This is a genomic window from Siphonobacter sp. SORGH_AS_0500 (assembly GCF_002838835.1).
GTDB lineage: Bacteria > Bacteroidota > Bacteroidia > Cytophagales > Spirosomataceae > Siphonobacter.
In genome coordinates, this window is sequence record NZ_NHPP01000006.1 from 24314 (window position 1) to 48293 (window position 23980).

Consider the following 23980-nt stretch of genomic DNA (forward strand, 5'->3'; position numbering starts at 1 on the left):
AACAAATCCTCTAAGCCTGCATGATAACGCTGGGACTTGAATCCATTGACTACGCGATCTTCCTCATTTATTTCGTGATAGTGGCCGTTTACGGTTACTGGGTCTTCAAAAATAAAGGCAAACAAACCGCCGATTCCAAGGACTTCTTTTTGGCTGAAGGGTCACTTACGTGGTGGGCCATTGGCTCATCTATTATCGCTTCCAACATTTCAGCAGAACAGTTCATTGGCATGAGCGGGCAGGCCTTTCAATTAGGGCTGGCTATTTCAGTGTACGAGTTAGCCGGAGCTTTCTCGCTGATTATCATCGCCATTTACTTCCTGCCCATGTATATCAAAAACAAGATATACACCATGCCGCAGTTTCTCCAGATTCGGTACGACGGGCGACTAGCAACGATCATGGCGGTGTTCTGGCTGTTACTGTACATTCTCGTTAACCTGACTTCCATCATTTACCTGGGAGCAATTAGTCTCGAAAAAATGACGGGTTTTGGCTTCATGCCCTCCGCCATCTTCCTGACGGTCTTTGCCGTATTTATTACCTTGGGTGGGATGAAAGTAATCGGTTATACCGACGTTATTCAGGTGGTTTGTCTGGTAGTGGGTGGTTTAGCCACTACGTATCTGGCTCTGGATTTACTTTCGGATCGCGTAGGTACGGGTTCCGGTGTGCTGGAGGGATTAAGCCTGCTGAAAGAAAAGGCTGACAGCCACATGCACATGGTGTTTTCACCGGGGCAGTATAGCGTACACGACGGTCGCGGCGGGTTTATTGATGCCTATAACCAGTTACCCGGTATGATGATGTTCATCATCGGCGGTCAGTGGATTGTGAACTTCAACTACTTTGGCTGTAACCAGTACATTACCCAGCGAGCTCTGGGTGCGGATCTGAGTACGGCCCGTAATGGTTTGCTTTTTGCTTCGTTTCTGAAAGTAATGATGCCTTTTATTGTGGTATTACCCGGTCTGGCGGCTTACGTATTGTTTCAGGAAAACGCCGATCCGTCCATCGTTCAGGGAATTACCGAGGGGGGAATTGTGAAGCCTGATAACTCGTACCCCGTATTACTAAACTTATTACCCGCAGGTCTGAAAGGACTGGCGTTCGCGGCTCTGACGGCGGCTATTGTAGCCTCGCTGGCGGGAAAGGCAAACAGTATCTCCACCATTTACGTACTGGACATTCACAAGAAATTCTTCAATACTAATCTGGATGAGAAGCAAACCGTTTGGCTGGGTCGGGTTTCTATTGTGGTTGCTTTTGGTATCGCGTTAATCCTGAGTCCTTTGCTGCGGAATTTCGGTCAGGGTTTTGAGTACATTCAGGAGTATACTGGCTTCATTTCTCCGGGTATTCTGGCGATTTTCCTATTAGGTTTCTTCTGGAAAAAAGCGACTACCAATGGAGCTCTAGTATCGGCCCTGTTGAGTATTCCTTTGTCCACGCTGTTCAAATACCAGGCTCCTGATATGCCTTTCCTGAACCGCATGGGTACCGTATTCTGGATTTGCGTAGTCGTTCACGTAGCGATTAGCTTATTCGAATCCAAAGGCAAAGACAACCCCAAAGCCTTTATGGTGGAATCCAACTGGTTCAAGGTATCCACGCCCTTCCTGATCGGAGCCCTAACCATCACAGGCCTGATTCTGACAATTTACGGAGTCTTCTATTAGTTGTCAATTGTTGGTTTACCGTTTTCAGTTAGTTAAAATTAACTACAGAGTTCCTCAGAGTTATAACACAGAGTAACACTGTGCATAACTCTGAGGAACTCTGTGGTTAAGTACGGTAGGCCATGTACAGGATTAAGATTTCATTATTAACGTCCACAGAAAACGGTAAACAGCCAACTGAAAACTACCTTTGCCTCATGAAAAAGAAAGCTTTAATCTTCGATATGGATGGGACGATGGTGGATAATATGATGGTTCACCACCACGCCTGGCAGTCGAAACTGGCCGAGGTAGGGAAGGAGTTGACCCTGGAGGAGGTCATTGCTACCTGCCACGGCATGAACGATGATATTCTGGTACGGATTTTCGGTGATCAGTATACGTTTGAAGAAAGAGATCGTATTTCAGCGGAGAAAGAAGCCCGGTATCGGGAGATATTCCTGGAGCAGCTTCTCCTCATTGACGGCTTACCCGAGTTACTGGCGAAAGCCGCAGAGCTGAATATTCCAATGGGCATTGGCACGGCGGCCCGCTACGAAAACGTGGATTATGTGCTCGATAACCTCAACATCCGGCACTACTTCAAAGCCATCGTTTGCGACCGCGATGTCAAGAAAGGCAAGCCTGACCCGAGCGTATTTTTTCAGGTAGCTCAGACGCTGGGCGTGGAGCCGGAAGCCTGTCTGGTATTCGAAGATTCTCCCACGGGAGCCCGCACGGCCTTCAACGCGGGTATGGAAGCCATCATCCTGACCACCACGCACAAAGCCGAAGAATTCGAAACCTTTACCAGTGTTCGTAAATGCGTGAAAGATTATACGGAGATTGATTTGGAAGAGGAATTGGCGAAGTAAGAAAAACGCTTTTGGGAGGTTCCTCATTTAAATTCTAAACCTTGGTACTTCTTATTCAATAAGTAAAGATCGAATTCCCTAATTTATGAATTTAAAATTATAGCATAGGGATTAATCTAAATTACTATCCCAGTTGCTGACAACCTGCTTAAATCAAATGGATTGACGAGTATTAGATCATTCAATGACAAAGAGCTACTTCAAGACAAGAGGCAGCTCTTTGTCGTTAATCAACTTTTTAACATCAAAAACGCATCTTTAATGACCAGAGCAATTTTTTGTCGGCGAAGCATTAGAAAATCAGTATACGAAAGCGTTTCCCAATTTTCGGGTAAGGCGTGCCAATAAGCCATTTTTTCCTGTTCCTGCGTAGTGAGTCGACTTATGTATGCAGGTAAATATCCGGCTGGATGCGTATCCGCAATGGAGATGTTATCACTCCATTCAACCAATGCATAATTGGCTATCTGGTTCGTATCCCGCTTTTCTGTGACACCATTCCGCTGCAACCAGGCTTTGGGAAAGAGGTGATGCCGTTCCAAGGCTGATTTTTTACTTTTCAGCCCTTCCTGTAACAGGTCAGAAACCTTGAGTTTTGAGAATAAGCCATACGCATCCAAGATGTAGAGGGACGCATAATAGGCGTATAATGATGGACTTTGAGAAGACGAGGTAGCCAAATCCAGCGGCAGGGTTTTATCCCAGAAATCGTTCGTCAGTTTACTATCGATGATTTCATCCAATGCCATCCGGAAACCTTCCGCATCGGTGATGCTACGCAAGCGGGTCAGGTCTCCTTCCATCATGGATTCTGGCGAACCCGTATACCGTCCGGTCAGAGATGACATGAAAAACCAGCGGGCCATGAGTCGCTTGAGCTCGTAGAGTTCCATGCGGTACTCTTCCCGACCAATCAGGAAAAGTACGTACGCATACAGCAGATTGTTAGCCGAACTGATGTAGTTGGCATGGGCGAACCCGGCCTGTTTAATGGCTTTGATGAACTCGTGCCAGTGTTGCAGATCAAGGGCTTTCGCTTGAGCGATTTTTAGCTTTTCAAACTGGCCGTCCCGACGCTCCGTGCTGAAATCACCCGAGTCAAGATCTTTGCCTCGTAAAATGCTGTATACATGCCTCAGAGCGGCCCGGTGAAAGGCTAGGCCAATGGATACCCGTAACAGCTGATCCGGATCGGGCTCAATGAGGTAGTTATACGGGGAGGGTGTGTTTCTACTGGGCAGTCGGCACTGTCGGCAAAATTCTTCCAACTCGCGTCGCCGTCTTCCCAGAATACGCTCATGAGCGTGAGAATAAAGTCGGCCTGATTGAGTTTCTTTCCCTGTGAATTGATACGAACAAACACGTCCGCGACTTGCTCTTCCGAAATCGTATGCGAAAGTTCCAGTGCCGAGAACGTGTAGTTTTCCAGGTTTTTCAGATCATTGATGATGCGTTTGATTCTCCGGATATCATCGCGACTGAGTTCTACGCTACTCTTTAATCGCTCAATGTATTCATCCATCACTTCGTCCAGATACGTATCCGGCTGCCAGAGCACCGAGATGTTCTGGATGTACCGCGGGTTTTTCTGAATGGAAGCGTCAGGAACTTCAAATTTCTCCTCTAGGGGATTGAAGGCAATCCGTATGGTAGCTTTGTCGTAATTCTCCCGGATGACTTCCTGTCCTTTCATCACGGCATACAGCGACGTTAACCGTTGTTGCCCATCGACAATCAGCAGATCGGGGTGTTTCTGTTTGTGATCCGTACCGATACCCTTGTGTCCACCCACATTGGCGTTGGCCCAGAACAGAAAATAGCCTACCGGATACCCTTTATACAGGCTATCAAAAAGATCACGAACTTTAGTATCAGGCCATACGAAAGGACGCTGTAAATCGGGTAAGCCAATGATGCCTAATTCTATTTGTCTAATTAGGGTACCCAAGGGATAAGGTACTTCTCTAAATACTTTTAATTCTTTTGCCATGCTTATTCTCCAACAGTAACTTGACCGTTCATTAACATGGGTAATAACCAGTCGCGTAGACTAGCGAGTTGTTGATTTTGAAGAAGATTAGTTTGTTTTTTTTCTCTAATGAATTTGCGAAATCATAAAACTTTTCGACGATACTCTTTTCAGGTAATACTACATTATAAGAGTTAATAAATGAATCGAATAGAAAGTTTTTAATTCCACTAGTTTTTCCTTCAAATCCGAATAGTATACCTCCATCATACAAGCGTTTCCATTCTTGCTGAAAGTTGAAAATATACATTTCATCTTTTAAAGATCCCGCTCTGCAAAAATTAGAACAAATTACAGGAGCATTAAATCTTTGAAATACTTGTTCAGTCAATAATGCTAGTCTACCTGTCGATTGAGTTGGACTCCCACCAGAGATTTCAACAATGAAATCATGAGTCTTCAATACCTTTGTAGCATTATTCTTTAAAATAAATCGCACTGGAGATTTTATTTCTCCTTTTCCATTGATCCCATTAATATCAGCTCCTCTTATGCAGAATACTCTTTCTGTGTAATTACCCTCTTCAAACTCTTTTCCCCAATCCCCAGATTTAGTTGCTTTAATCCAATTATTAAAAGTTCCAACTTCCCAACTCGCCGGAATTTCTCTTTTTAGTACTTCATTATAAACCATTTCACCACCAGAAGCCCGATAGGGTTTTCCTTCTTCATTAGGAAAATCAAACTGTATGAACCAGTAATCATACAGCGTTTTCGCCATTTGTTCTAGTTCGGTATTGATACGGTTGTTTAGCTCTATTTTATCATCTAATGCGGAGAGTACAGCGGCTATTTTCTGTTGTTCTTCTAATTCATGAATATTCAACTCTAACTCTTTGAAATTTGAAGTTGCTTGTGCTAGTGCAGGAACCCCTACGTGATTTTTGAAAGACAATAATTTTTTCTGTCCATATTTACTCAGCATCAAATAGGTGAAATATACAGGATTTAATTTATCCTTAAATCTTACTCTAAATTGACTTTGCGAAATTACGTATCTACTATATTTCGAGTTATTAGGTATATAAGAAACTTGCCCTAAAGTTCCTCGATGGGTTATTACTACATCACCTCTTGAAGCATTCGCTCTGCCTAAAGTGTCCGCTTTTTCTTTAGAAATGAACTTAAAGCTATTTTCAACTAACTTATGACTAGTCAAGTTAGAGCCATTTAGTACAGGAATTCCGAAAGAAATAAAGTTATCAACTTTAATGTCAGAACCAAAAGGTCCCATCGATATTTCTTCAATATAGTTTTTTAATTTAATTTCTTTCATAAACTAACCCTCCTAACTGCTTTTTTATTTCTTTATCTAAGATCTCTCCTTCGGCAAACAAAGACGACAAACTGGTTTCAAACCCACTCATTTTCTCCGCAAATTCATCCGCTGTGATCTCAACGTACTCAATCTTTACATCAAAATATTGCCCGGCGGATAAACTGTAATTTTTTTCTTCAATTTGCTCCGCATTTACCACTACCGAGAAATCTTCCATGGCCCGTTTCTGGTTCATGGCGTCGATGATCTGGTTTTCTTCCGTTCGGGTCAATATGGTTCGCTGGTTTTTGCCTTCTTTTACCGTCTCACCCAGTTTAGAAGCATCCACCAGCACCACCTGATTTTTGTCGGCATTTTTATCCATAAACACAATGGATACGTTCGTGCCCGTACTGGCAAAAATATTGCTCGGCATACTCACCACGCCCCGCAGCCAGCCGCGTTGCACCAGTGCTTCGCGTATGCTTCGCTCAATGCCACTCTGGGCCGTGATGAAACCCGTCGGAACCACCACTGCCGCTTTCCCTTTTTCAGAAAGGCTGTACATGATGTGCTGAATAAAGAGCAGGTAGATGGCCATGCTCTCTTTCTTCGCCTTGGGTACGTTGGGGATACCCGCAAAGAACCGGTCTTTGAAACTGTCTTTGGTCAGGTCTTCGCGGTAATCGGAGAAGTCGAGCTTGAAGGGCGGATTCGATACGATGTAGTCGAATCGTTCCTGACTATACGAAGGCTGAAGAATGGTATTCCCCTTGATAATATTCGGAATGGAATGCGACAAACTATTCAGAATCAGGTTCAGTCGGAGCATACCAGCTGACTTTTGCGAAATATCTTCCGAGTAGATACTACAGTTTTTTTCACCAATGGCATGGGCAATGTTCATCAGCAACGTACCCGACCCTGCACTGGGATCATACACTTTCACCCCATGAACGTCGGTTTCGTTCACCAGAATGGCCGCCATGATACGGGCCACCGCGTGGGGCGTGTAATATTCGGCGTATTTTCCGCCGCTGTCACTGTTGTAATCTTTAATGAGGTACTCAAAAATTTCGGCGAAGAAGTCGTACTTCTCCGAGAACATCCGCTCAAAATTCGTATCAACGACTTTATTAATTAATGCCCGACAGAAGGCATCCCGTTCCGACGAATCCTTGATGTACAGACTAATGTCATCGAACATCTTATCCTTCGCTCCCGACGTTGATTTGACGGAATACAGATTCACATTGTCCACACTGATGCTCCGCAGGGTTCCATCGAAATACGCCTCAGCAAAGTCAGGCTGATTCGAATTATTGTACAGGTACGAAATCAGTTGCTCGGGTTGCAGACGGGCCGCTTTGTTGCCGATACGAGCCAGCAAAAATTTCCGCTCGCTTTCGGGCATTGCTTCGTAAGCGGTCTGAAAGTTTTCAGCTTCGGCCAGTACTGGATTAATCCGTTTGGCTTCGTATATAACTTATCGTTCAGGTATTTATACAAAAACACCTGCGTAATGATGTCAAATTCACTGGCATGATTGCCAAGACCGTAATTGGCACAAACACTCTTCAGGTCGTCGATGAGTACTTTGGTCTTCTTCTTAAATTCACTTTCGCTCATCTGTACTATTTGTATTGGTGTAAATATTCTTTCACAATGAGGTGATTGATGGATTCCGTAGTGTTATAATCCAGATCAATCTTTTTGGTATCAATGAACTGGTCAATCACAATGCTCATCACTTCATCCCTGAAATACGCATCGTTGTGCAACAGATTGATATTGTTCAGGAAAATGCCGTCTACCTGAGCTTTCGTACTCATCAGAGCATCGTAAACCTGCATTTTAGGAGCCGAAATTTTATAATCGGTCATCAGCCGTTTATGTACACGGGCGTATTTTTCGTCCTCATCGTACTTCGCTTTCAACAGGGCATTCTGACGGTTGAGTTCTTTTACTTCGTCGTAGATACGGTTCAGCAAACCAATATTTTCCCGCATGTCCTCCTGCGAAACTTCATCGAGATTCTTATTCCGGAAAATACGTTCCAGTTCTTCTTTCAGAGATATAAAAGCCGGGTCTCTAGGATCAAAGTTGCGTTGCAATTCTTCCCGAGTTTTGCGAAGCTGATGACGCAGACGATCGGCTAGGATCATTTCCTCTTCCGAAACTTTGGTAAACTGGAAGAAAATATCTTCCAGAGCCAGGTTCAGTAGGTTTGACGTCTCTTCGTGCTGATTCAGGTCGTCTACCAGATTCAGAATATCCAGCCGTCGCTGTACCTCTCCCAATAACTGATTCAGTTTATTGAAATCAAGTAGTTTCAGTAACTCATCCTGCCCTTGTAGGCGAATGATATTACGGAGTTCCTTTGCTTGTGTGAGTACTTTTTGCAGTTCCAGCAGCTGCTTTTTATCCCTGATTTCGTCGATCTGCAACCGAAACTTTTCGGCGTTGTGCGTATCAAAGTCAAAGAGTTTTTCCTGAATACCTTCGATATCGCTGGTAATCTCTTCGGGAGACTTAAACAGATTAGAGTAGTTCTGGAATTCGTCCCCTAGTTCGCCCTGTAATTCTTCGAAATAATTCTGGTTGGTCAGTTTAAACTCTTTTGTAATGTCGGCGAAGTCGACTACGTAACCAAATCGATAATTTTTATACGGACGATTGACCCGAGTCAGCGTTTGCAACAGGTTATGGTTCTTTACCACGCGAGCCAGGTACAGTTTCTTCAATCGCTTGGCATCGAAACCCGTCAACAGCATATTATAAACGAAGAGCAAATCAATATCCCCACGTTTAAATGCCTTAATATCTTTCTCACGGTCGTCTTTGCTATTAACATCGTGGAGAATCAGGCTGGCTTTTAAATCATGTTTGCTGGCATATACTTCGATTCCTTCAGCCGCCATTGGCAAGGAAGACGCTTCGGAACGCTGACGACCTTCAAACTGGGCAAAGAGTTCTTTTGCCTGATCGGCACTGTCGCAAACGACCATTCCGCCAAGCGTATAATCGTTATTTGTTTTCCGGAACGTCTTCAGATCATTCACGATGTACTCCAGCATCGGCTCCACAAATCGGGGATGGGCAAAAATCTCGCTTTTGGAAATTTCCCCCTGAAGGATGTTGATCTGTTGAATGACGTCCTTCATTTGCATTTTGTACGTCGTATCAATGCCTTCCCGTATGAGTCGAAGCGTGTATCCATCGGCGATGGATCGGTTGTAATAATACGTATGGATATAATTGCCGAATAATGCTTTGGAATCGTAGTCTTTCGCCACTTCTTTCAGTAGTGGTGTTCCAGTCAGGGCAATTCGAATGGATTTCGTATCAGATTTTAGGAGATTAACCAGATAACTGCCTTTTGGATTGTAGCTTCGGTGGGCTTCGTCAATAAAATACACCCGTTGGATATTCAGGTCGTAATCCAGCTCTTCCAGCACTTTCGTGTCTTCAGTAAATTTCTGAATATTTACCACCGAAATTTCCATTTCTCCCGAGTGGTTCTGTACCGCTCCAACCCGCTTCATATCCCGGATAAACTCTTCGCGTGAGTTGACCAGTCGAACGGATAACCCTCTGGAACGAAACTCATTTTTAGCCTGGTTAGCCAAATCCAGCCGATCGACGATGAAGTAAAATTTCGGGATCGTATTCTTTTTCTGGAAATAATCGGTCAGAAACTTCACATTGAAAAATGCCAAAGCGGTTTTGCCGCTTCCTTGCGTATGCCAGATAATCCCTTGCTTCGTACCACCATCCAGCTTCTGAGCGAGGGCTTTCGTTGCAAAAAACTGCGGATACCGCATGATGTGTTTCTGCAGTTCCAGCTTTCCATCTTTATCATCTTCTACGTAGGCAATTCCAAATTGCAGGAAAAACGCTAGTCGCTCCCGACTCAAGAGAGAAGTCAGCAAACGATTGGTAGGGGTGTCAAAATGCTTATTGGTCTTAAACTCATCGGTATGCTTGATTGCTACTATATTGTTATCCTTCAGCACCAGATTTTCCAGTTCTGTGTCTTCAGGTTTCAGCAGATGAGTTAAATTCAGAATTTCTTCTTCGCGGAAATAATTGAAAAGCACCCCAGTTTTAGATGGTGTTCCGTAGTAGGCTCCCATAACCGGATCGGTTACGCCATCTTCGTACTCCATGTTATTAGAGAAGAGCATCAACTGGGTAATATTCGTAAAAGTAGTAAACTCCTTTAAGGCAAATCGAGTATTGATACGGCTGCGTTCGGCCAGTACCCCCTCCCGGTTATTCGGCTTTTTTACTTCAATAAATACCAGAGGCATTCCATTGATCAACAAGGTAATGTCTGGCCGAAACTCTTCGTCTCCGTTTTTATAGGTAAGCTCTGTTGTAACATGAAACGTATTTCGATGAAAATTCTGAAAGTCGATGAGCTTTTTCCCTGACGTGCTAACCAGCCTACGATAGAAGTCCCGTCCGAGGTCATCTGAATGCAGCTTGATACTAAGTTCCTGTAATTCCACCTCCGCTTCATGTTCGGAAATGTCATTAATGGCAGCGATACTTTTTTTGAAAATTTCAGGGAAGATATTATTCTCCTCTAGTCTATTCTGCTGACGTTTAGGGATATAGGTATAACCCATTCTACACAAGTGCAGGATGGCGGGTATTTTTACCCTCGAATCTTCATTAAATGCCATGGCAGAAAAGGTAATTCTATGTAATACGCAACATGTCTTTCAGAACCATTTCCTGTTGCCGATATCACTGTTCAGTGACACTGATAATCTTCAAAAATACAAAGGACTGGTTTCCAAATCCAAGTCCAAAACATCTTATTAGGTGAAATTTTTCACCTAATAAAGGATTAATAGAGAAGAGTAAGTTTAAATAGAAAAAGCTGTCAGATTTTTCTGATAGCCTTTTCTCGCCGTCGTTAGGTGTTTAGCGAAGCGTCCACCAACAAAGGGAGGGTTAAAAGCTTACTAGCGTTTCCCTGAATATCACCTTAATAAGTAGGCAAGAAATCAGACGCGTCTCTACGTAGCGTCAGCCTGTTCCACAATCACTGCCCCATTTTCCACTCGCCAGCTTTCTTGGAAAATCATGGTGTCTTCCATGTCGATGTATTTCATGAGGCTTTGGGGCCTTTTAATTTCCAGATAGGCGAAGCCGTTATAACTGACATTTTTACGGCGGAGTCGTTCGCGGATGCGGTCGTCCATGAAGTAAATCGGATCGTGGGTTTCGGGGGCTTTGAGTTCCACGGGCATACCGCCGTGACCAATGCAACGACCGTGAACGGTGAGGCTGTTCGGTAAATTCTGGGTGTGATAAATTACCATTCGGTGTTCGTGTCCGTAAATCCAGGCTACCGGACGGTCTCCATTGCCCAGTATTTTCCGAAGCTGTTCGCCGGGTTTGGGGAAGGCATTTCTGAATACGGAGAAAACGGGATGATGGCTTAAGAAGATAATGCCGCGTTGATCGTTCGGATCACCGAGCTTGACTTGTTCTTTTAACCACTGGATCTGTACGTCTTTCAGGCGGCAATCCGGTGGATTGAGGATTTCCATGATCGGATTCCGAACGGAAGTATAACCCGTATCTAGTCCAATGATCCGCCAGTGTGCGTTTTCCAGACAGAAAAAACCTGCCTTTTGACTCACCCGTACGCCCGCCTGATCAACGCCCATGCGGGGTAATAATTCTTCGAAATAACCCCGTCCGTTGGAGTACATTTCATGGTTACCTGACAGGGCCAGACTTCCGTTCTTTCCCCAGGGCCAGGAGGCATCGGGGTTCAGGAAATTAGCCCGAATTTCCTTCGGTGCTCCTACAAAATAAACATCGCCCAGGTGCAGGGTATAATCGGTGTTGTAGCGTGCCGCAAGTCGTCCCACCAAATCCGATTCAACGGTATCCGTTGCCCAGTCGGAAAGCAGAGCCAGGGTCGTGTTTTCCGGGATTTGGTAAACCCCCGAATCGCCGTCTTTCGGATAAGACTGGTAAGGATAGCGTTTGCCGAAACGACTTTTGAAGTAATGGTATACAAAGCCAAAGAAGTTTGACCAGAAAAACTGACGTAGTTTATAGGTAACCGTATCCGTAGGGGTAACCGTTTCCTCAAACTCGTTTTGTAAGGTTTTGAGGTGATTTTCAACTTTATTATGACTGAGATTAACGTATTGTTTGGTTGAACGCATGGGCCGTAGGGGAATAGATGAATCCGTATAATAAAGCCCAAAATCTGAGAAGATGTTTAAAAACAAAACGTCCCGTTTCAGAAAAACGGGACGTTTTGTTGAATAGGTTATAATCCTAGCTTTCCAGCGGTGGAATCCGTAATACCTGACCAGGATAGATCAGATCAGGATCTTTCAGCATCGGTTTGTTTGCTTCAAAAATGATGGGGTATTTCATGACATCGCCGTAGAATTTACCCGCAATTTTTGACAATGAATCGCCTTTTTCAACGGTGTGATACTGAGCTTCGGGCTTGGGAGCCGTTACCCGGATGCGGTTGTCTACCTGCTCTACTCCGGTAACATTACCCACCGTCAAAGCAATTTTTTCGGCGTCTTCCTGGTTGTCTACTTCACCTTCCAACACGACCGTAGAACCGGCTGTTTTGATGGTTAAGTTTTTGTAAGTCAAGCCCAGACTTTTTACTTTTTGTAGTAAAGCTCCAGCCCGTAGCGGTTCTACTTCTTCGGGCTTTGCCTGAGCTACTTTCGTTTCTTCTTCTTTACTGCCGAAGAGGTTCTCGCCGACTCCCTTCATGAATGAGATCAATCCCATGATACTACTGTGTTAAGGTTGAATTTTTATTACCGTTCTGATTTCTGAAAAATAGTATTCCAGAAACAGAACTGCGGAAAATTAAGTATTATTTTTCAAATCTTAACATATTACCGCCAGATTCCAAGGCGGTAAGAAACTAGTAAATGGCTTCCTCGCCAGATGTTTAAACGCTGTTCCTTTAAATCACCCACAATGACTAGATCATCAGCAGAAAGGGTAGCTATTTTTGGCGATTGAAGCCTGGTCGTATCCATAACCGCAATGGACTGGCAGGGACAGGGAAACTGACTTCGATACTCATTGATGGTGGATAATAGCTCTTTGGTATCTTCTACCTCGTATTCCTTGTTTGCCTCGATTTTTTGCTGAACGCGTTGGAGGTAACGATCATAGAAAGGCTCAAATTCAAAGCGTAACAAAGGGAAGTCTTTCAGGAAAGCGGCAGCATTTCGGTATAGCTGAAAATGCGGCGGATCAACAAAGCCCACGAAATTTCCGCCCCAGATTAACTGGTAATAGGGGGTTAGGTCACCAATAGCCTCGTAAGGCCCGGCGTTACGAACGAGTCTGCCGTGCCGGAAGAAGCCTAAATCTGCCGCCAGCCCTAACTGATGAAAGGAAATGGGAGCCATACTGCGGCCTCGTCCCAGCAGTTTGGTTTGTAACTCCGCACTTCGTAAATCAGAAATAACCTTCACTTCATAATTCGGTAATTGCCGCCGAAGTGAATCCACTAGTGAGTCGCGACGAACCAGAAAAGCCTGGCGGGTGGTATCCAGTAGCCAGGCCCAGCGATTGTACAGATACAGCGGGTCCTCGGTGATGGCCGTAAAATAGGCGTGTCGCTGCATACTATCCAGTCGGGAGGTAGGGGCAGGCAGAGAGTCCGTAGGTGAGCCGGAACGATGCGAACCCAAAAAATGGAAAGTGCCGGGTTCGTCTTTGACAAAAGCCAGCACGCGACTCACGCCCAGGGTCTGCTCGCGTAAACTGTCGGTTTTATAGACGGGTGTAATGAGGTCGTATAAACTCAGGCTAGTTACTTGCCGGGAACTATCGCAGGTACTGGACTGCCAGGAAGGTAAGGTTGGGGGAGCTTGCCCGCAGGCTTGAAAAATAGCTCCCCAAATCAGGTATAGGCCAATAAATCGCTTCAATTCGTTTCTTTTTCGTACGTTAAAAACCGCTCGTACAACTGACGTGTAATGGGACCGGGCTGGCCTGAACCAATGGGACGATTATCAATTTTGGTAACCGGAACAATGCGTTTGGTTGAACCCGTGGTGAATAATTCATCCGCCTGTAGAGTCTCTTCGAGCGTTACTTCACGTTCTTCTACTTTCAGTTCACGCTGAGCAAAATTCAGGATGTGCTTCCGGGTAATCCCGCGTAACATTCCCTCGGCAGGGGTAATCAGGGTATCGCCTTTGACCACAAAAACATTGGAACGTGAAGATTCAGTAATCAGACCGTTTTCATAGTATAATACGTCGTCGGCTCCCATTTCGCGTTGCTTCCGCAATAAATAAATGGGAAGTAGGTAATCCAGTGACTTTACTTCGGCGAGTTGTCGCTGGTGTTCTACGCTCATAAAGTGCAGCCCTTTTTCGGGATCTTTAAACTCAAAGGGCTTGGCAATTACGAAAAAGTTTGATTGCTCGGCGGGGGCAAAACCATCGGGAGAATACCCGCCCGTCAGTACCAGTTTCAGACCTAATAAGGCATGAGGATTGAGGCGAATCAGCTCGGCAATGATTTCCCGTAGCTGCTCGCGACTGGCTGGAATGTTCAAGCCCATTAGCTCCGCCGAACGATTAAAGCGGTCGAGGTGATCTTCCTGAAAAATGGGTTTCCCGTCGATACACCGGAAAAAATCGAAGATTCCGTAGGCCCGCAACAGGCCTAAATCCGTGATGTTAAGCTTGGCTTGTTCTTCGGGAAGAAATTCGCCATTAAGGAAAAAAGTAGCTGCCATGAAAGAAGAAAATAATTGGGGCTAAAGATAATTCTTTTGGTGTATAAACTGACGGAAGCCTGATAAACCCCAGCGGGGTTCAATCATGACTAGCCCCTTCAGGGTTTTGTGAGTAACGATTAATACCGATTTAGCCATTGCATAATCTGAATTGTTTCCATGGCTTCCCGGACATCGTGTACCCGCAAAATAGTTGCTCCTTTTTGCAAGGCGATGGTATTCAGAACCGTCGTTCCATTGAGAGCTTCGGAGGGTGGAATTCCCAGTTTTTTCCAGACCATGCTTTTCCGTGATAGGCCAATCAATAGGGGTAAACCAAAGACGCCGAAAGCTTCCGCCTGAGCCAGTAACTCATAATTCTGATCGGCGTTTTTCGCGAAGCCGAAACCAGGATCCAGAATAAGATCCTTAATGCCCGCTTCCCGAGCCAGAGTTACCCGAACCAGTAACTCATCTATTACTTCAGTTACCAGATTTTCGTACTGATTCAGGCTGGCCATGTTTTGGGGAGTGCCTCGCATGTGCATCAGCACGTAAGGAACTTGCAGATCGGCGGCTGTCTGAAACATGGCGTCATCGAGCAAACCACCCGAAACGTCGTTAATCAGGGATGCTCCGGCTTCGATAGCTCGGCGGGCTACGTTCGACCGGAACGTATCAATGGAAAGCAAGGCATCCGGGAAATGTTTGAGAATCGTTTCCACGGCCAGTAACACCCGTCGGATCTCTTCTTCTTCGGGCACATCATCCGCTCCGGGTCGGGTAGAATAGCCACCGATATCCAGAAAAGTAGCCCCTTCGGAAAGCATTTTTTCGGCCCTTTGTCGAATCCCTTCGGGATCGCCAAATCGATTTCCAGCGTGGAAAGAATCGGGGGTAATATTGATAATACCCATCACTACGGGCGTCTGAATCGAAACTAATCGACCCCGGCAGTTAAGGGTCGTCGGAACGAAAGAAGAAAAAACAGGTTCTTGCATGGGGTAAAAATACGTTCAGAAAGGCCCTTAGGATAACTTTGAATACAATTCTACGTACCTTATTATAGTTATTCAGTTTTTTTCGCGGAAATATCCAATATTGACTTTGGGATTACGCGAATCGTAATCTAATTTTGCGGGAAAATTTGCAATCTCCCAGTAACTATTCATATTCAATGGCAAACGCAGTCAATAAAGGTAAGATTACCCAAGTGATCGGACCGGTTGTGGACGTGAGTTTCGAAGAAGAAGGTTCATCCCTGCCGGCTATCCTTGATGCCCTCGAAGTAACGAAATCCAACGGTCAGAAAGTTATTCTGGAAGTTCAGCAGCACTTAGGCGAAGACCGCGTACGTGCGATCGCTATGGACGCGACCGAAGGTCTCTATCGGGGTATTGAGGTACTTCACCATGGTAAAACCATTGTCATGCCCTCAGGCGATGCCATTCGTGGCCGTCTGTTCAACGTCGTTGGTGAGGCTATTGACGGTATGTCACAGCCCAGTGGAGAAGGCAGCCTTTCTATTCACCGGGCGGCTCCTAAGTTCGATGAACTGGCTACTTCAACCGAAGTATTATTTACAGGTATTAAAGTAATTGACTTGTTAGCTCCTTACGTAAAAGGGGGTAAAATTGGTCTTTTCGGTGGTGCCGGGGTAGGTAAAACGGTATTGATTCAGGAATTGATCAACAACATCGCGAAAGTATACGGTGGTCTTTCCGTATTCGCTGGTGTTGGTGAGCGTACGCGTGAAGGAAATGACCTTCTCCGCGAATTCATCGAGTCAGGCGTAATCAAGTATGGTGAAGCGTTCAACCATTCCATGGAAGCAGGCGGATGGGATCTGTCTAAAGTAGACGACGAATCTCTGAAAGATTCCAAAGCTACGCTCGTGTTCGGACAGATGAACGAACCTCCGGGAGCACGTGCACGGGTAGCCCTTTCAGGTCTGACCGTAGCGGAACACTTCCGTGATGGCGATGGTGAAGGTCAGGGTCGCGATATCCTGTTCTTTATCGATAACATCTTCCGCTTTACTCAGGCTGGTTCTGAGGTATCCGCTCTGTTAGGTCGTATGCCTTCAGCGGTAGGTTACCAACCTACGCTGGCTACGGAAATGGGTGCCATGCAGGAGCGTATTACGTCAACCAAGCGTGGTTCTATTACTTCTGTACAGGCCGTTTACGTACCTGCGGATGACTTAACTGACCCCGCTCCAGCGACGACTTTCGCTCACTTGGATGCAACTACGGTATTGAGCCGTAAACTTTCTTCGCTGGGTATCTATCCTGCGGTGGATCCTCTGGATTCTACCAGCCGTATCCTGAGCCCCGAAGTACTAGGTGACGCTCACTATAACTGTGCAATGGCCGTGAAAATGATTCTGCAACGCTACAACGAATTGCAGGATATCATCGCCATCCTTGGTCTGGACGAATTATCCGAAGAAGATAAGCAAACGGTATCACGGGCTCGTCGCGTACAACGCTTCCTGTCTCAACCTTTCCACGTAGCTGAACAGTTTACGGGTCTGAAAGGGGTATTCGTTTCCATCGAAGAAACGATTAAAGGCTTTAACAAAATCATCGCTGGTGATTACGATCACCTGCCTGAAGCAGCCTTTAACCTCGTAGGTACGATTGAAGACGCAGTAGTAAAAGGCGAGAAATTACTGGCCGAAGCTTCTAAATAGTTTACAGTTTTCGGTTTTTAGTTTACAGTTCTTGATTAGATTGTAAACTGAAAACAGCCAACTGAAAACGGAAAACTATAAACAGAAGACTGACCATGTTCATCGAAATTATTACTCCCGATAAAAAGGTGTTTGCTGGTGAAGCGGTTTCGGCTTCTTTTCCGGGCACCCAGGGTTCGTTTCAGATTTTGAATAACCACGCTCCTTTAGTGAGTACGATCGGTAAAGGTCCGGTGGTTGTCGAGACGAAAGACGGACAAAAGACGTATACAGTAGATGGCGGTGTCGTAGAGGTATTGAACAACAAAATCCTCGTATTGGCAGAAGCCATTCTGTAACGCTTAAGAAAAAAGACGAGTCCCGTAGGTAAGCTTTACCTGCGGGACTTCTTTTTTGCCCATTCCTGAGTAAATTTAGCCTGAAAATATTCAACCTGAATTTACGTTACTACCCGTATGTTGTTTGATTTAACCATGAAAAAGCAAGTATTCATCGCTCTATTCAGCATCTTGTTCGCAACTATCGCTCAGGCTCAGGTTACGCTAAACCCACGGGTGGAAGGTCGAACGTCCGAAGATGTGACGATTACCAAAGTGGAGTTGACTAGCCAATACACGATCATCTCCCTGCGGTATGAGGATCCCGTCCCAAGTATAAAAGATCGGTACCTGCGACGAATGAATCCCAGTATGACGGCATCCAATATTGCCATTGATCCGGAAAGTGATCTGCAAGTCAACAGTAAGGGTAAACTCTATTCGTTCAAGTTTATTAAGGCCGAAGGTATTCCGGTAAGGCCCGCCAAACGTGACGTCCGCCCTGGCGATGTGGTGTCATTTGTTGTGTATTTCGAACGACTTGATCCAGGACTGGAAGACTTCAATCTCTTTGAATGTCGGGATGGTATGGATAACTGGCACTGCTGGAACTTCTACCATATCCACATAAAAAATCCGGCTCTTAAGAAAAATGCAAAGAAAACGCCTGCTCCGGTAGTGGCGAAGAAAGAAGCGGGATCCACTATTCCTCCTTTAACCGTTTTAATAAGCGGCCAAGTCTACGATGCCACGACCAAAGAGGTGATCGACGGACGGATCGTTCTTCAAAAACCGGGAGCTAAAAACGATACGTTGAAAACCATCAGTAGCACAGGCGTTTACCGAAAAAATGTGAAGCCCGCTACGTATCAGGTAACCGTCATTGCTCCGGGTTATGAGCCTGCTACGGCGACGGTAACTGTCAAGGAAAATGCGGTTGAGAAGGATTTTTACCTAAGAGCCACGGGGGCTAAACCCGCAGCGGCTGAAGTGACTCCACCGCCCGTTGAGCCTACTCCTAAAGAAGCCCCGGCGGAAGAATTGAAGGCTGAAGTAGGGGCAAAGGTTGAACTGAAAAACATTCTTTTTGAAACCGGAAAAGCGGACCTGTTACCCGAATCCATTGAAGGGCTAACGCAGGTAGTAGAATGGCTGAAAGCAAATCCAACGGTAGAGATACGTTTGGAAGGCCACACGGATGCCATTGGAGATTCTAAAGCAAACATGAAGCTGTCGATTGATCGGGTCACAACGGTGAAGCAATATTTAGTTAACAATGGAATTGAAGCCAGCCGTATTGAAACGCAGGGTTTTGGCGATACAAAACCGTTGGTAAACTCAACTAATGATCAGCAACGAAGACAAAACCGCCGGGTAGAATTAATTGTGACCAAGAAGTAGGGTAATTGAAGTAGTAAGTAATAGAGGCTAGTGGAAACACTAGCCTCTCCGCTAGGGTTAGTGTCCTCACCAGCCAGGGAGGGAAACGTAGAGACGCGACTTCATCGCGTCTGGCCGGGAAATGAGAATAATTTAGATAGTAACAAAATGGCCTCTTAAGCATTGAAATTTAATGGTAGCAAAGCCTCTTAAATTCTTTCCTCCCTGGTTGGTGAAGACACCAGCCAGGGAGGGAAAAACACGGAATATTAATCTATTAACCAACAACTAAAAACTATTAACTATTTACCCAGCCACGATGAAGTCGAGTCTCTACGGAGTTAGGGTTGAATTTTAAACCCATCCTGAAGGGTTGCTCCTCTCATACTCAACGCCGGATTATAGTAAGGACTACAGGGTAAATCCGCATCCTGACAGTTACTCCAATACCCTTTGATGCCATGCACTACTCGCGGGTCGTCGTTGGCTACGTATAGTTGAAGCGGAGGCAAGGGGTAAACCGTTACGGAAGCCTCTGGGTAAGAATCAGGAGTTATTAGGGGGGGAGACTGCCGTTTAAAGGAAGCATATACTAAGGCAAGGCTAAGGAATCCAACTGCTCCCAAACTGAACAGCGTGGGAACGGGTCTGCGAAAAGGAGCATACCCAATCAGCAAGGCGGCAACGATAAAGCCCATTCCGAACCGGAATTCTGGAGCATTAATAAACCAGAAAATTACTCCCGCAAAAGACATCAATAATAACCAGAACCAGTTAGGATATTGCATGAGAAACTGCACCATCCGCTTCCACTGGATCATTGCCGCCAGCGGCCAGCCAAAGAGAAAAATAAGTAATACCTGATCGGGGAGTAACTGCGAAGCGAACCAGTGAGGTATCCAGCTAAAATCAAATAAACCGTTGACCGGACTCAATTTGGTTCCGCCAGAAAGATTAATTAAGCCTTGCTCAATAACGGAAGTTGGGACTTTCCAGTCAAAAGAAAACCAGTCGATTAATGGTGAAGTGGTAGGGAAAAGAATATAGCCCGTTAAAATCAGATTGGCTCCCAGCCACCAGAGAAGCGGAATAAGTCCGACCACGACCAGTAAGCTAGCCTGACGGTAACTCCTTTTTCGAAAGCAATCAACAAATAGGACGACCGGAACCAGCAAGGCCATAAGCGTGCTCATTTTTATGGTAAAGGCCAGCAGCGTTAACCATACGATCAACAGGCGTTCGGACGATGCACCAGAGCCTTCTACTTGCCGGGTCATCAAATAAAAGACGAGTCCGACGAGAATCTGAGCGGGATGATCGGGACTGGGCGAGGCCAGCCGCCAGTGAGCATGCCAGAGAAAGAGAACCCCCATTCCTAGTATCAGCCAGTCGCTCATTCGCTGGGGTTTGTGAAGAAGGGACTTCAATCCCCACCCGAAAAGTACCAGCATCAGCCAACCATTCAGCACGTGATACGATTCTCCGGTAAGAAAACGAAGACTGAAAAAGGCTTCCGTCAGAAAGGAGGCGTTATTAAATCCAAAGCGATAATTAACGTTTGCCAGTCCGGGGACGACGGCATATTCCGAAATCCATCGAATCATCGGAGCATGGTACCCCCCCGTATCGGCCACTCGTGGCAGGTGCGTAGTACGGGTAAGAATGACCAGAAAGCCTAGGAGAAAGGCTCCCCAGAAATAAAGTGATTTAGGCAAAGTAATCGTCTGTATTCGAGTGCTCCAATACGAACGTCGATGGATTAACCAGCCCATTAATGCGATAAAAAGCCCTGCATGAACCTCCATTCCAATCGCACTGAAGAGCCAGAAATAACCTAATACATTGGTTAATCCGGCCCAACCGATGAAGGCTAGAGCGGGGAGTGGTAACTCCTGAGGAGAACGTCCCAAACGTTGGAAGGCTAGCCATACTAAATCACCAGCCGCGAGGCAGAGGATGGACATGTATAGCCAGAGGAGCAGGGTAATAAGCATACGGGTTAACTAAATGGAAAATGGCTGATGCATGCACCAGCCATTTTCAAGCGAACATTCGATGGATTATCGTTTACGAACTTCAATGACCACGCCCGCAATCACTAATAAAATCAGGGCAATGTTGGAAATCAGGTCGATGGTCATGCCTTTTTTCCAGACGGGAGGATCGAATTTGAACTCAATGGTATGGGTACCCGCCGGAACGCGTAAGCCTCGCAACAGATAATCAACCCGAATGTGAGGAACTTCTTTACCATCGATAAACGATTTCCAGTCGGTATTACCTTTATAGAAAATTTCCGAGAAAACGGCCAGTTGTTCACTGCCCGCCTTGCTCTCGTATTTCATCCGATCAGGTTCGTAAGCAACCAGTTTAATCGAATTGGTAGAATCCGACTGGATGGAGGTTAATCCTTTCAAGTCGTCTGCGTAACGTTGATCAATGACCGCTGTCTGTTTTGGATTAAGCGTTTCCATTGCCTTCATTTCTTCGTTGGCATTAGGCACGAGTCGGTAATTCTGAACGAACCAGGCATTCCCCAACGCTTCCGGGTTTTGCTGAACCACATCCTGATTCGTTTGCGGATCGCGTTGAATCACATACTTGGCATTGAGCATGTTAATCACACCCATAAAGTTTTTCGGCAAAGCGTACTCCATTAGCTCCGAATAACGCTTCAGCTTGGCGGCGTGGTAACCCCCGAGTGATTTATGGAAATAGGATACACTCGCATCGCTCATGAAGTAACCCCGATTATCCAGTACCCGGTAACTCAGCCCTTTATCCTGAAGAATTTGCTCGTCTACCGGAGTAGGAGTAATACGGGCCTGAGCTTCGCTTTTGCTGGAGAAATCTTTGTTATTAAAGTAACGCTTGTCAACGAAGAACAAATCGAAGTAAGCAATCACGCCCAGACCAACGATCAGAATAGTTTCCTTGATCTTGTTCGTTACGTATAACCAGACCAGAGCCGCCGCAATCAGTACAAAAATCAGCGTGCGGAGGGAATCCGAACGTAATAAAGAACCCCGATCTTCGACCAGAGCTCGTAGAACTTCCGTACCGAAAGCAGGATCACCGAACATCTGACCTAACTGTACGCTTTCGTTTGGCTTGCGTAACTCCATGATGGAAGGCCCAAGCAACCATACCAACAAAGCCAAACCACCCGTCAGGGCCACACTGGCAAGCAAAGCAGGACGGAGTTCAGCAAAGGTGGGTTTACGGTCAATCAGGGTTTGTACCGCTAAAACGGCGAGTAACGCCACTAAAAACTGAACGATACTTAACGTCATGGTAACCGCCCGGAACTTATTATAGAGCGGGAAGTGATCGAACATGAAGTTACCAAAGGCAGAAAAATTACTGCCCCAGGCAATGAAGAGCATTAAAATTGTAGCTCCGGCAATCCACCATTTCACGCGGGTATTGACGATGAACAAACCTAATACGAAGAGGAAAAGCACTACGGCTCCGGCGTAGGCGGGTCCACCGTTGATGGGTAATCCTCCCCAATAGGTATAAAATCCATTCTCTACAATTTGCTTGGCCTGAGCAGGATCCATGCCGCGTTGGGTCATGATTTTGTAAATCTCGGAATCCGTGGTAAGCGGCTCCGCCGAAGCACCACCGTAGACGCGGGGAATTAGCAGCGTTAACGTTTCACCAATCCCGTAACTGTATTCAAAAGCATAGTTATAATCCAGCCCATTTTGGGTATTTGCAGCAGCGGCAGCTCCGGGAGCGGCGGGTTTGGGCAGTGAAAGCTCAGAGGTACCCCGAGTGGTTTCCTTCGTATAATCCAGCGTAACCATTAAACGACCGCCATAACTGCCTACGCCCACAGCGGCAGCAATGGCCAGAACCACACCCGCCGTAATGAGATTTTTCAGACGACCCTCCTTGATCTGCACGATGGTCTCCATAATGATATACGGAACCAGAGCCAGAGCGAAGTAATACGTGATTTGTAAGTGGTTAGCGGCTAGTTCGAGACAGACAAATAGAGCGGTAACGGCTCCACCAATCCAGTAACGTTCACGAAGGGCCAGCATCACCCCAGCCAGAATTCCCGGCATGTAAGCCAGTGCGTACATTTTAGAAACGTGACCGGCCTTAATGAAGATCATGTTGTACGAACCGAAGGCGAAAGCTAGAGCTCCCACCACTGCCAGCCAGCGACGAACGCCCATGGTAGTCAGTAAGATGTACATGCCCAGCATCATCAGGAAAATGATCCGAATGGCTTCTGGAATGATGGATAGAGCAATGGAAACGGTTTTACCGACGAATGTATACGGGTAATCGCCTGCAACCATGTAGGCAGGCATTCCGCTGAACATGGAGTTGGTCCAGAGAGCCCAGCGGCCCGTGGCTTTGTGGAATTCGTTGAGTTCCTGAGCTCCGGCCTGAGCCTGCTGAATATCGTGCATGCCCAGAACTTTGCCCTGAAGACTAGGCGAGGCATAGAGAGCAGCCAGTACAAACAGAACCAGAACGGCGAGTAAATGAGGGAGTAACTTGCTAAGCGTGGATTTCATGCGTACAGAGATAGAAAGCACAAAAATAGAAGATACCGCAAACTGTGGTGCGTTATGGGCCAAAAAGGTTTGGCTAGCGTGAGATAATGTTGGATTACCAATTCAAGGCAGATCGCTATAATTCCAGCCCTTCTGCGTTGAGACGCGATGAAGTCGCGTCCAGATGCTCTTTCGGATTTATAATCCGAAAGCCATCTGTTGTGGATTTGCAATCCACAACTACTGTTGGTTTGTAGCAAAGCATCATCGACCATCGAATGCTATTTTGCATAAGTTCTATGGAGAAAACCTGCTTTTGACCACTATCCATTCAACTAAGATGCTCTTTCGGATTTACAATCCGAAAGCCATCTGTTGTGGATTTACAATCCACCAAAACCAAAAAAGTCAGCTCCACGATTGAAGCTGACGCATGCTGTTATGGATTTGCAAGCCATAACATACAAATGATTATCAAACGGTTTTTAAAATTCGCTCAAAT

At 45.8% G+C, this 23980-nt stretch carries 18 protein-coding genes; 5 read left to right on the forward strand and 13 right to left on the reverse strand.

From position 1 onward, the window contains the following. Positions 1-20: 20 nt before the first annotated feature. Entirely contained in the window at positions 21-1679 is a 1659-nt protein-coding gene (locus tag BWI96_RS08230; RefSeq protein WP_232793641.1) for a sodium/sugar symporter, read from the forward strand. A gap of 197 nt (positions 1680-1876) precedes the next feature. Beyond that, on the forward strand, positions 1877-2533 hold the full coding sequence (locus tag BWI96_RS08235) for an HAD family phosphatase (protein WP_106636186.1): 657 nt from the start codon (positions 1877-1879) through the stop codon (positions 2531-2533). A gap of 230 nt (positions 2534-2763) precedes the next feature. On the opposite strand, the gene BWI96_RS21860 is transcribed toward BWI96_RS08235, so the two are convergent. The 11 genes from BWI96_RS21860 to folP form a co-directional block, all read right to left on the reverse strand. After that, entirely contained in the window at positions 2764-3801 is a 1038-nt protein-coding gene (locus BWI96_RS21860; protein WP_198555193.1) for a hypothetical protein, read from the reverse strand. Continuing rightward, the gene (locus tag BWI96_RS21865; protein WP_198555194.1) at positions 3690-4523 is read right to left on the reverse strand and encodes a DUF262 domain-containing protein; all 834 of its coding nucleotides are present in this window, start codon (positions 4521-4523) and stop codon (positions 3690-3692) included. Before BWI96_RS21865 ends, BWI96_RS21860 begins: the two co-directional genes overlap by 112 nt. 31 nt (positions 4524-4554) lie before the next feature. Next, complete coding sequence (locus BWI96_RS21870) at positions 4555-5838, reverse strand: restriction endonuclease subunit S (RefSeq protein ID WP_198555195.1); 1284 nt, start codon at positions 5836-5838, stop codon at positions 4555-4557. After that, positions 5825-7234: a class I SAM-dependent DNA methyltransferase gene (locus tag BWI96_RS08250; RefSeq protein WP_232793642.1), complete on the reverse strand. Its 1410-nt coding sequence runs from the start codon at positions 7232-7234 to the stop codon at positions 5825-5827. The genes BWI96_RS21870 and BWI96_RS08250 overlap by 14 nt, the downstream gene beginning before the upstream one ends. Further along, positions 7159-7449, reverse strand: coding sequence for a hypothetical protein (locus BWI96_RS22310; RefSeq protein ID WP_232793643.1), 291 nt, complete (start codon positions 7447-7449; stop codon positions 7159-7161). Before BWI96_RS22310 ends, BWI96_RS08250 begins: the two co-directional genes overlap by 76 nt. A gap of 5 nt (positions 7450-7454) precedes the next feature. Beyond that, the gene (locus BWI96_RS08255; protein WP_106636187.1) at positions 7455-10511 is read right to left on the reverse strand and encodes a type I restriction endonuclease subunit R; all 3057 of its coding nucleotides are present in this window, start codon (positions 10509-10511) and stop codon (positions 7455-7457) included. Positions 10512-10850: 339 nt separating this feature from the next. Beyond that, positions 10851-12017, reverse strand: a complete 1167-nt coding sequence (locus BWI96_RS08260; protein ID WP_106636379.1) for a metallophosphoesterase — start codon at positions 12015-12017, stop codon at positions 10851-10853. Positions 12018-12132: 115 nt separating this feature from the next. Continuing rightward, positions 12133-12612 carry a peptidoglycan-binding protein LysM gene (lysM, locus tag BWI96_RS08265; RefSeq protein WP_106636188.1) on the reverse strand — a complete coding sequence of 160 codons (480 nt, stop codon included), beginning with the start codon at positions 12610-12612 and terminating at the stop codon, positions 12133-12135. 110 nt (positions 12613-12722) lie between these two features. Continuing rightward, positions 12723-13772 carry a M15 family metallopeptidase gene (locus BWI96_RS08270; protein WP_157830271.1) on the reverse strand — a complete coding sequence of 350 codons (1050 nt, stop codon included), beginning with the start codon at positions 13770-13772 and terminating at the stop codon, positions 12723-12725. Further along, positions 13769-14590: an aminotransferase class IV gene (locus tag BWI96_RS08275; protein WP_106636189.1), complete on the reverse strand. Its 822-nt coding sequence runs from the start codon at positions 14588-14590 to the stop codon at positions 13769-13771. Before BWI96_RS08275 ends, BWI96_RS08270 begins: the two co-directional genes overlap by 4 nt. A gap of 119 nt (positions 14591-14709) precedes the next feature. Further along, complete coding sequence (gene folP, locus BWI96_RS08280) at positions 14710-15570, reverse strand: dihydropteroate synthase (RefSeq protein ID WP_106636190.1); 861 nt, start codon at positions 15568-15570, stop codon at positions 14710-14712. Positions 15571-15746: 176 nt separating this feature from the next. Between folP and atpD the strand changes: the two genes are divergently transcribed. From atpD to BWI96_RS08295, 3 genes are all read left to right on the forward strand, one after another. Beyond that, positions 15747-17264: a F0F1 ATP synthase subunit beta gene (atpD, locus tag BWI96_RS08285; RefSeq protein WP_106636191.1), complete on the forward strand. Its 1518-nt coding sequence runs from the start codon at positions 15747-15749 to the stop codon at positions 17262-17264. A gap of 95 nt (positions 17265-17359) precedes the next feature. Further along, positions 17360-17602 (forward strand): ATP synthase F1 subunit epsilon, encoded by a 243-nt coding sequence (atpC, locus tag BWI96_RS08290; RefSeq protein WP_106636192.1) that lies wholly within the window; start codon positions 17360-17362, stop codon positions 17600-17602. Positions 17603-17737: 135 nt separating this feature from the next. Further along, positions 17738-18982, forward strand: coding sequence for an OmpA family protein (locus BWI96_RS08295; protein WP_198555196.1), 1245 nt, complete (start codon positions 17738-17740; stop codon positions 18980-18982). Between the two features lie 320 nt (positions 18983-19302). Here the strand turns inward: BWI96_RS08295 and BWI96_RS08300 are convergent, their stop codons facing one another. Together BWI96_RS08300 and BWI96_RS08305 are read right to left on the reverse strand one after the other, a co-directional pair. Next, positions 19303-20955: a hypothetical protein gene (locus BWI96_RS08300; protein WP_157830272.1), complete on the reverse strand. Its 1653-nt coding sequence runs from the start codon at positions 20953-20955 to the stop codon at positions 19303-19305. A gap of 66 nt (positions 20956-21021) precedes the next feature. Next, positions 21022-23499: a hypothetical protein gene (locus BWI96_RS08305; protein WP_157830273.1), complete on the reverse strand. Its 2478-nt coding sequence runs from the start codon at positions 23497-23499 to the stop codon at positions 21022-21024. Positions 23500-23980: the final 481 nt, after the last annotated feature.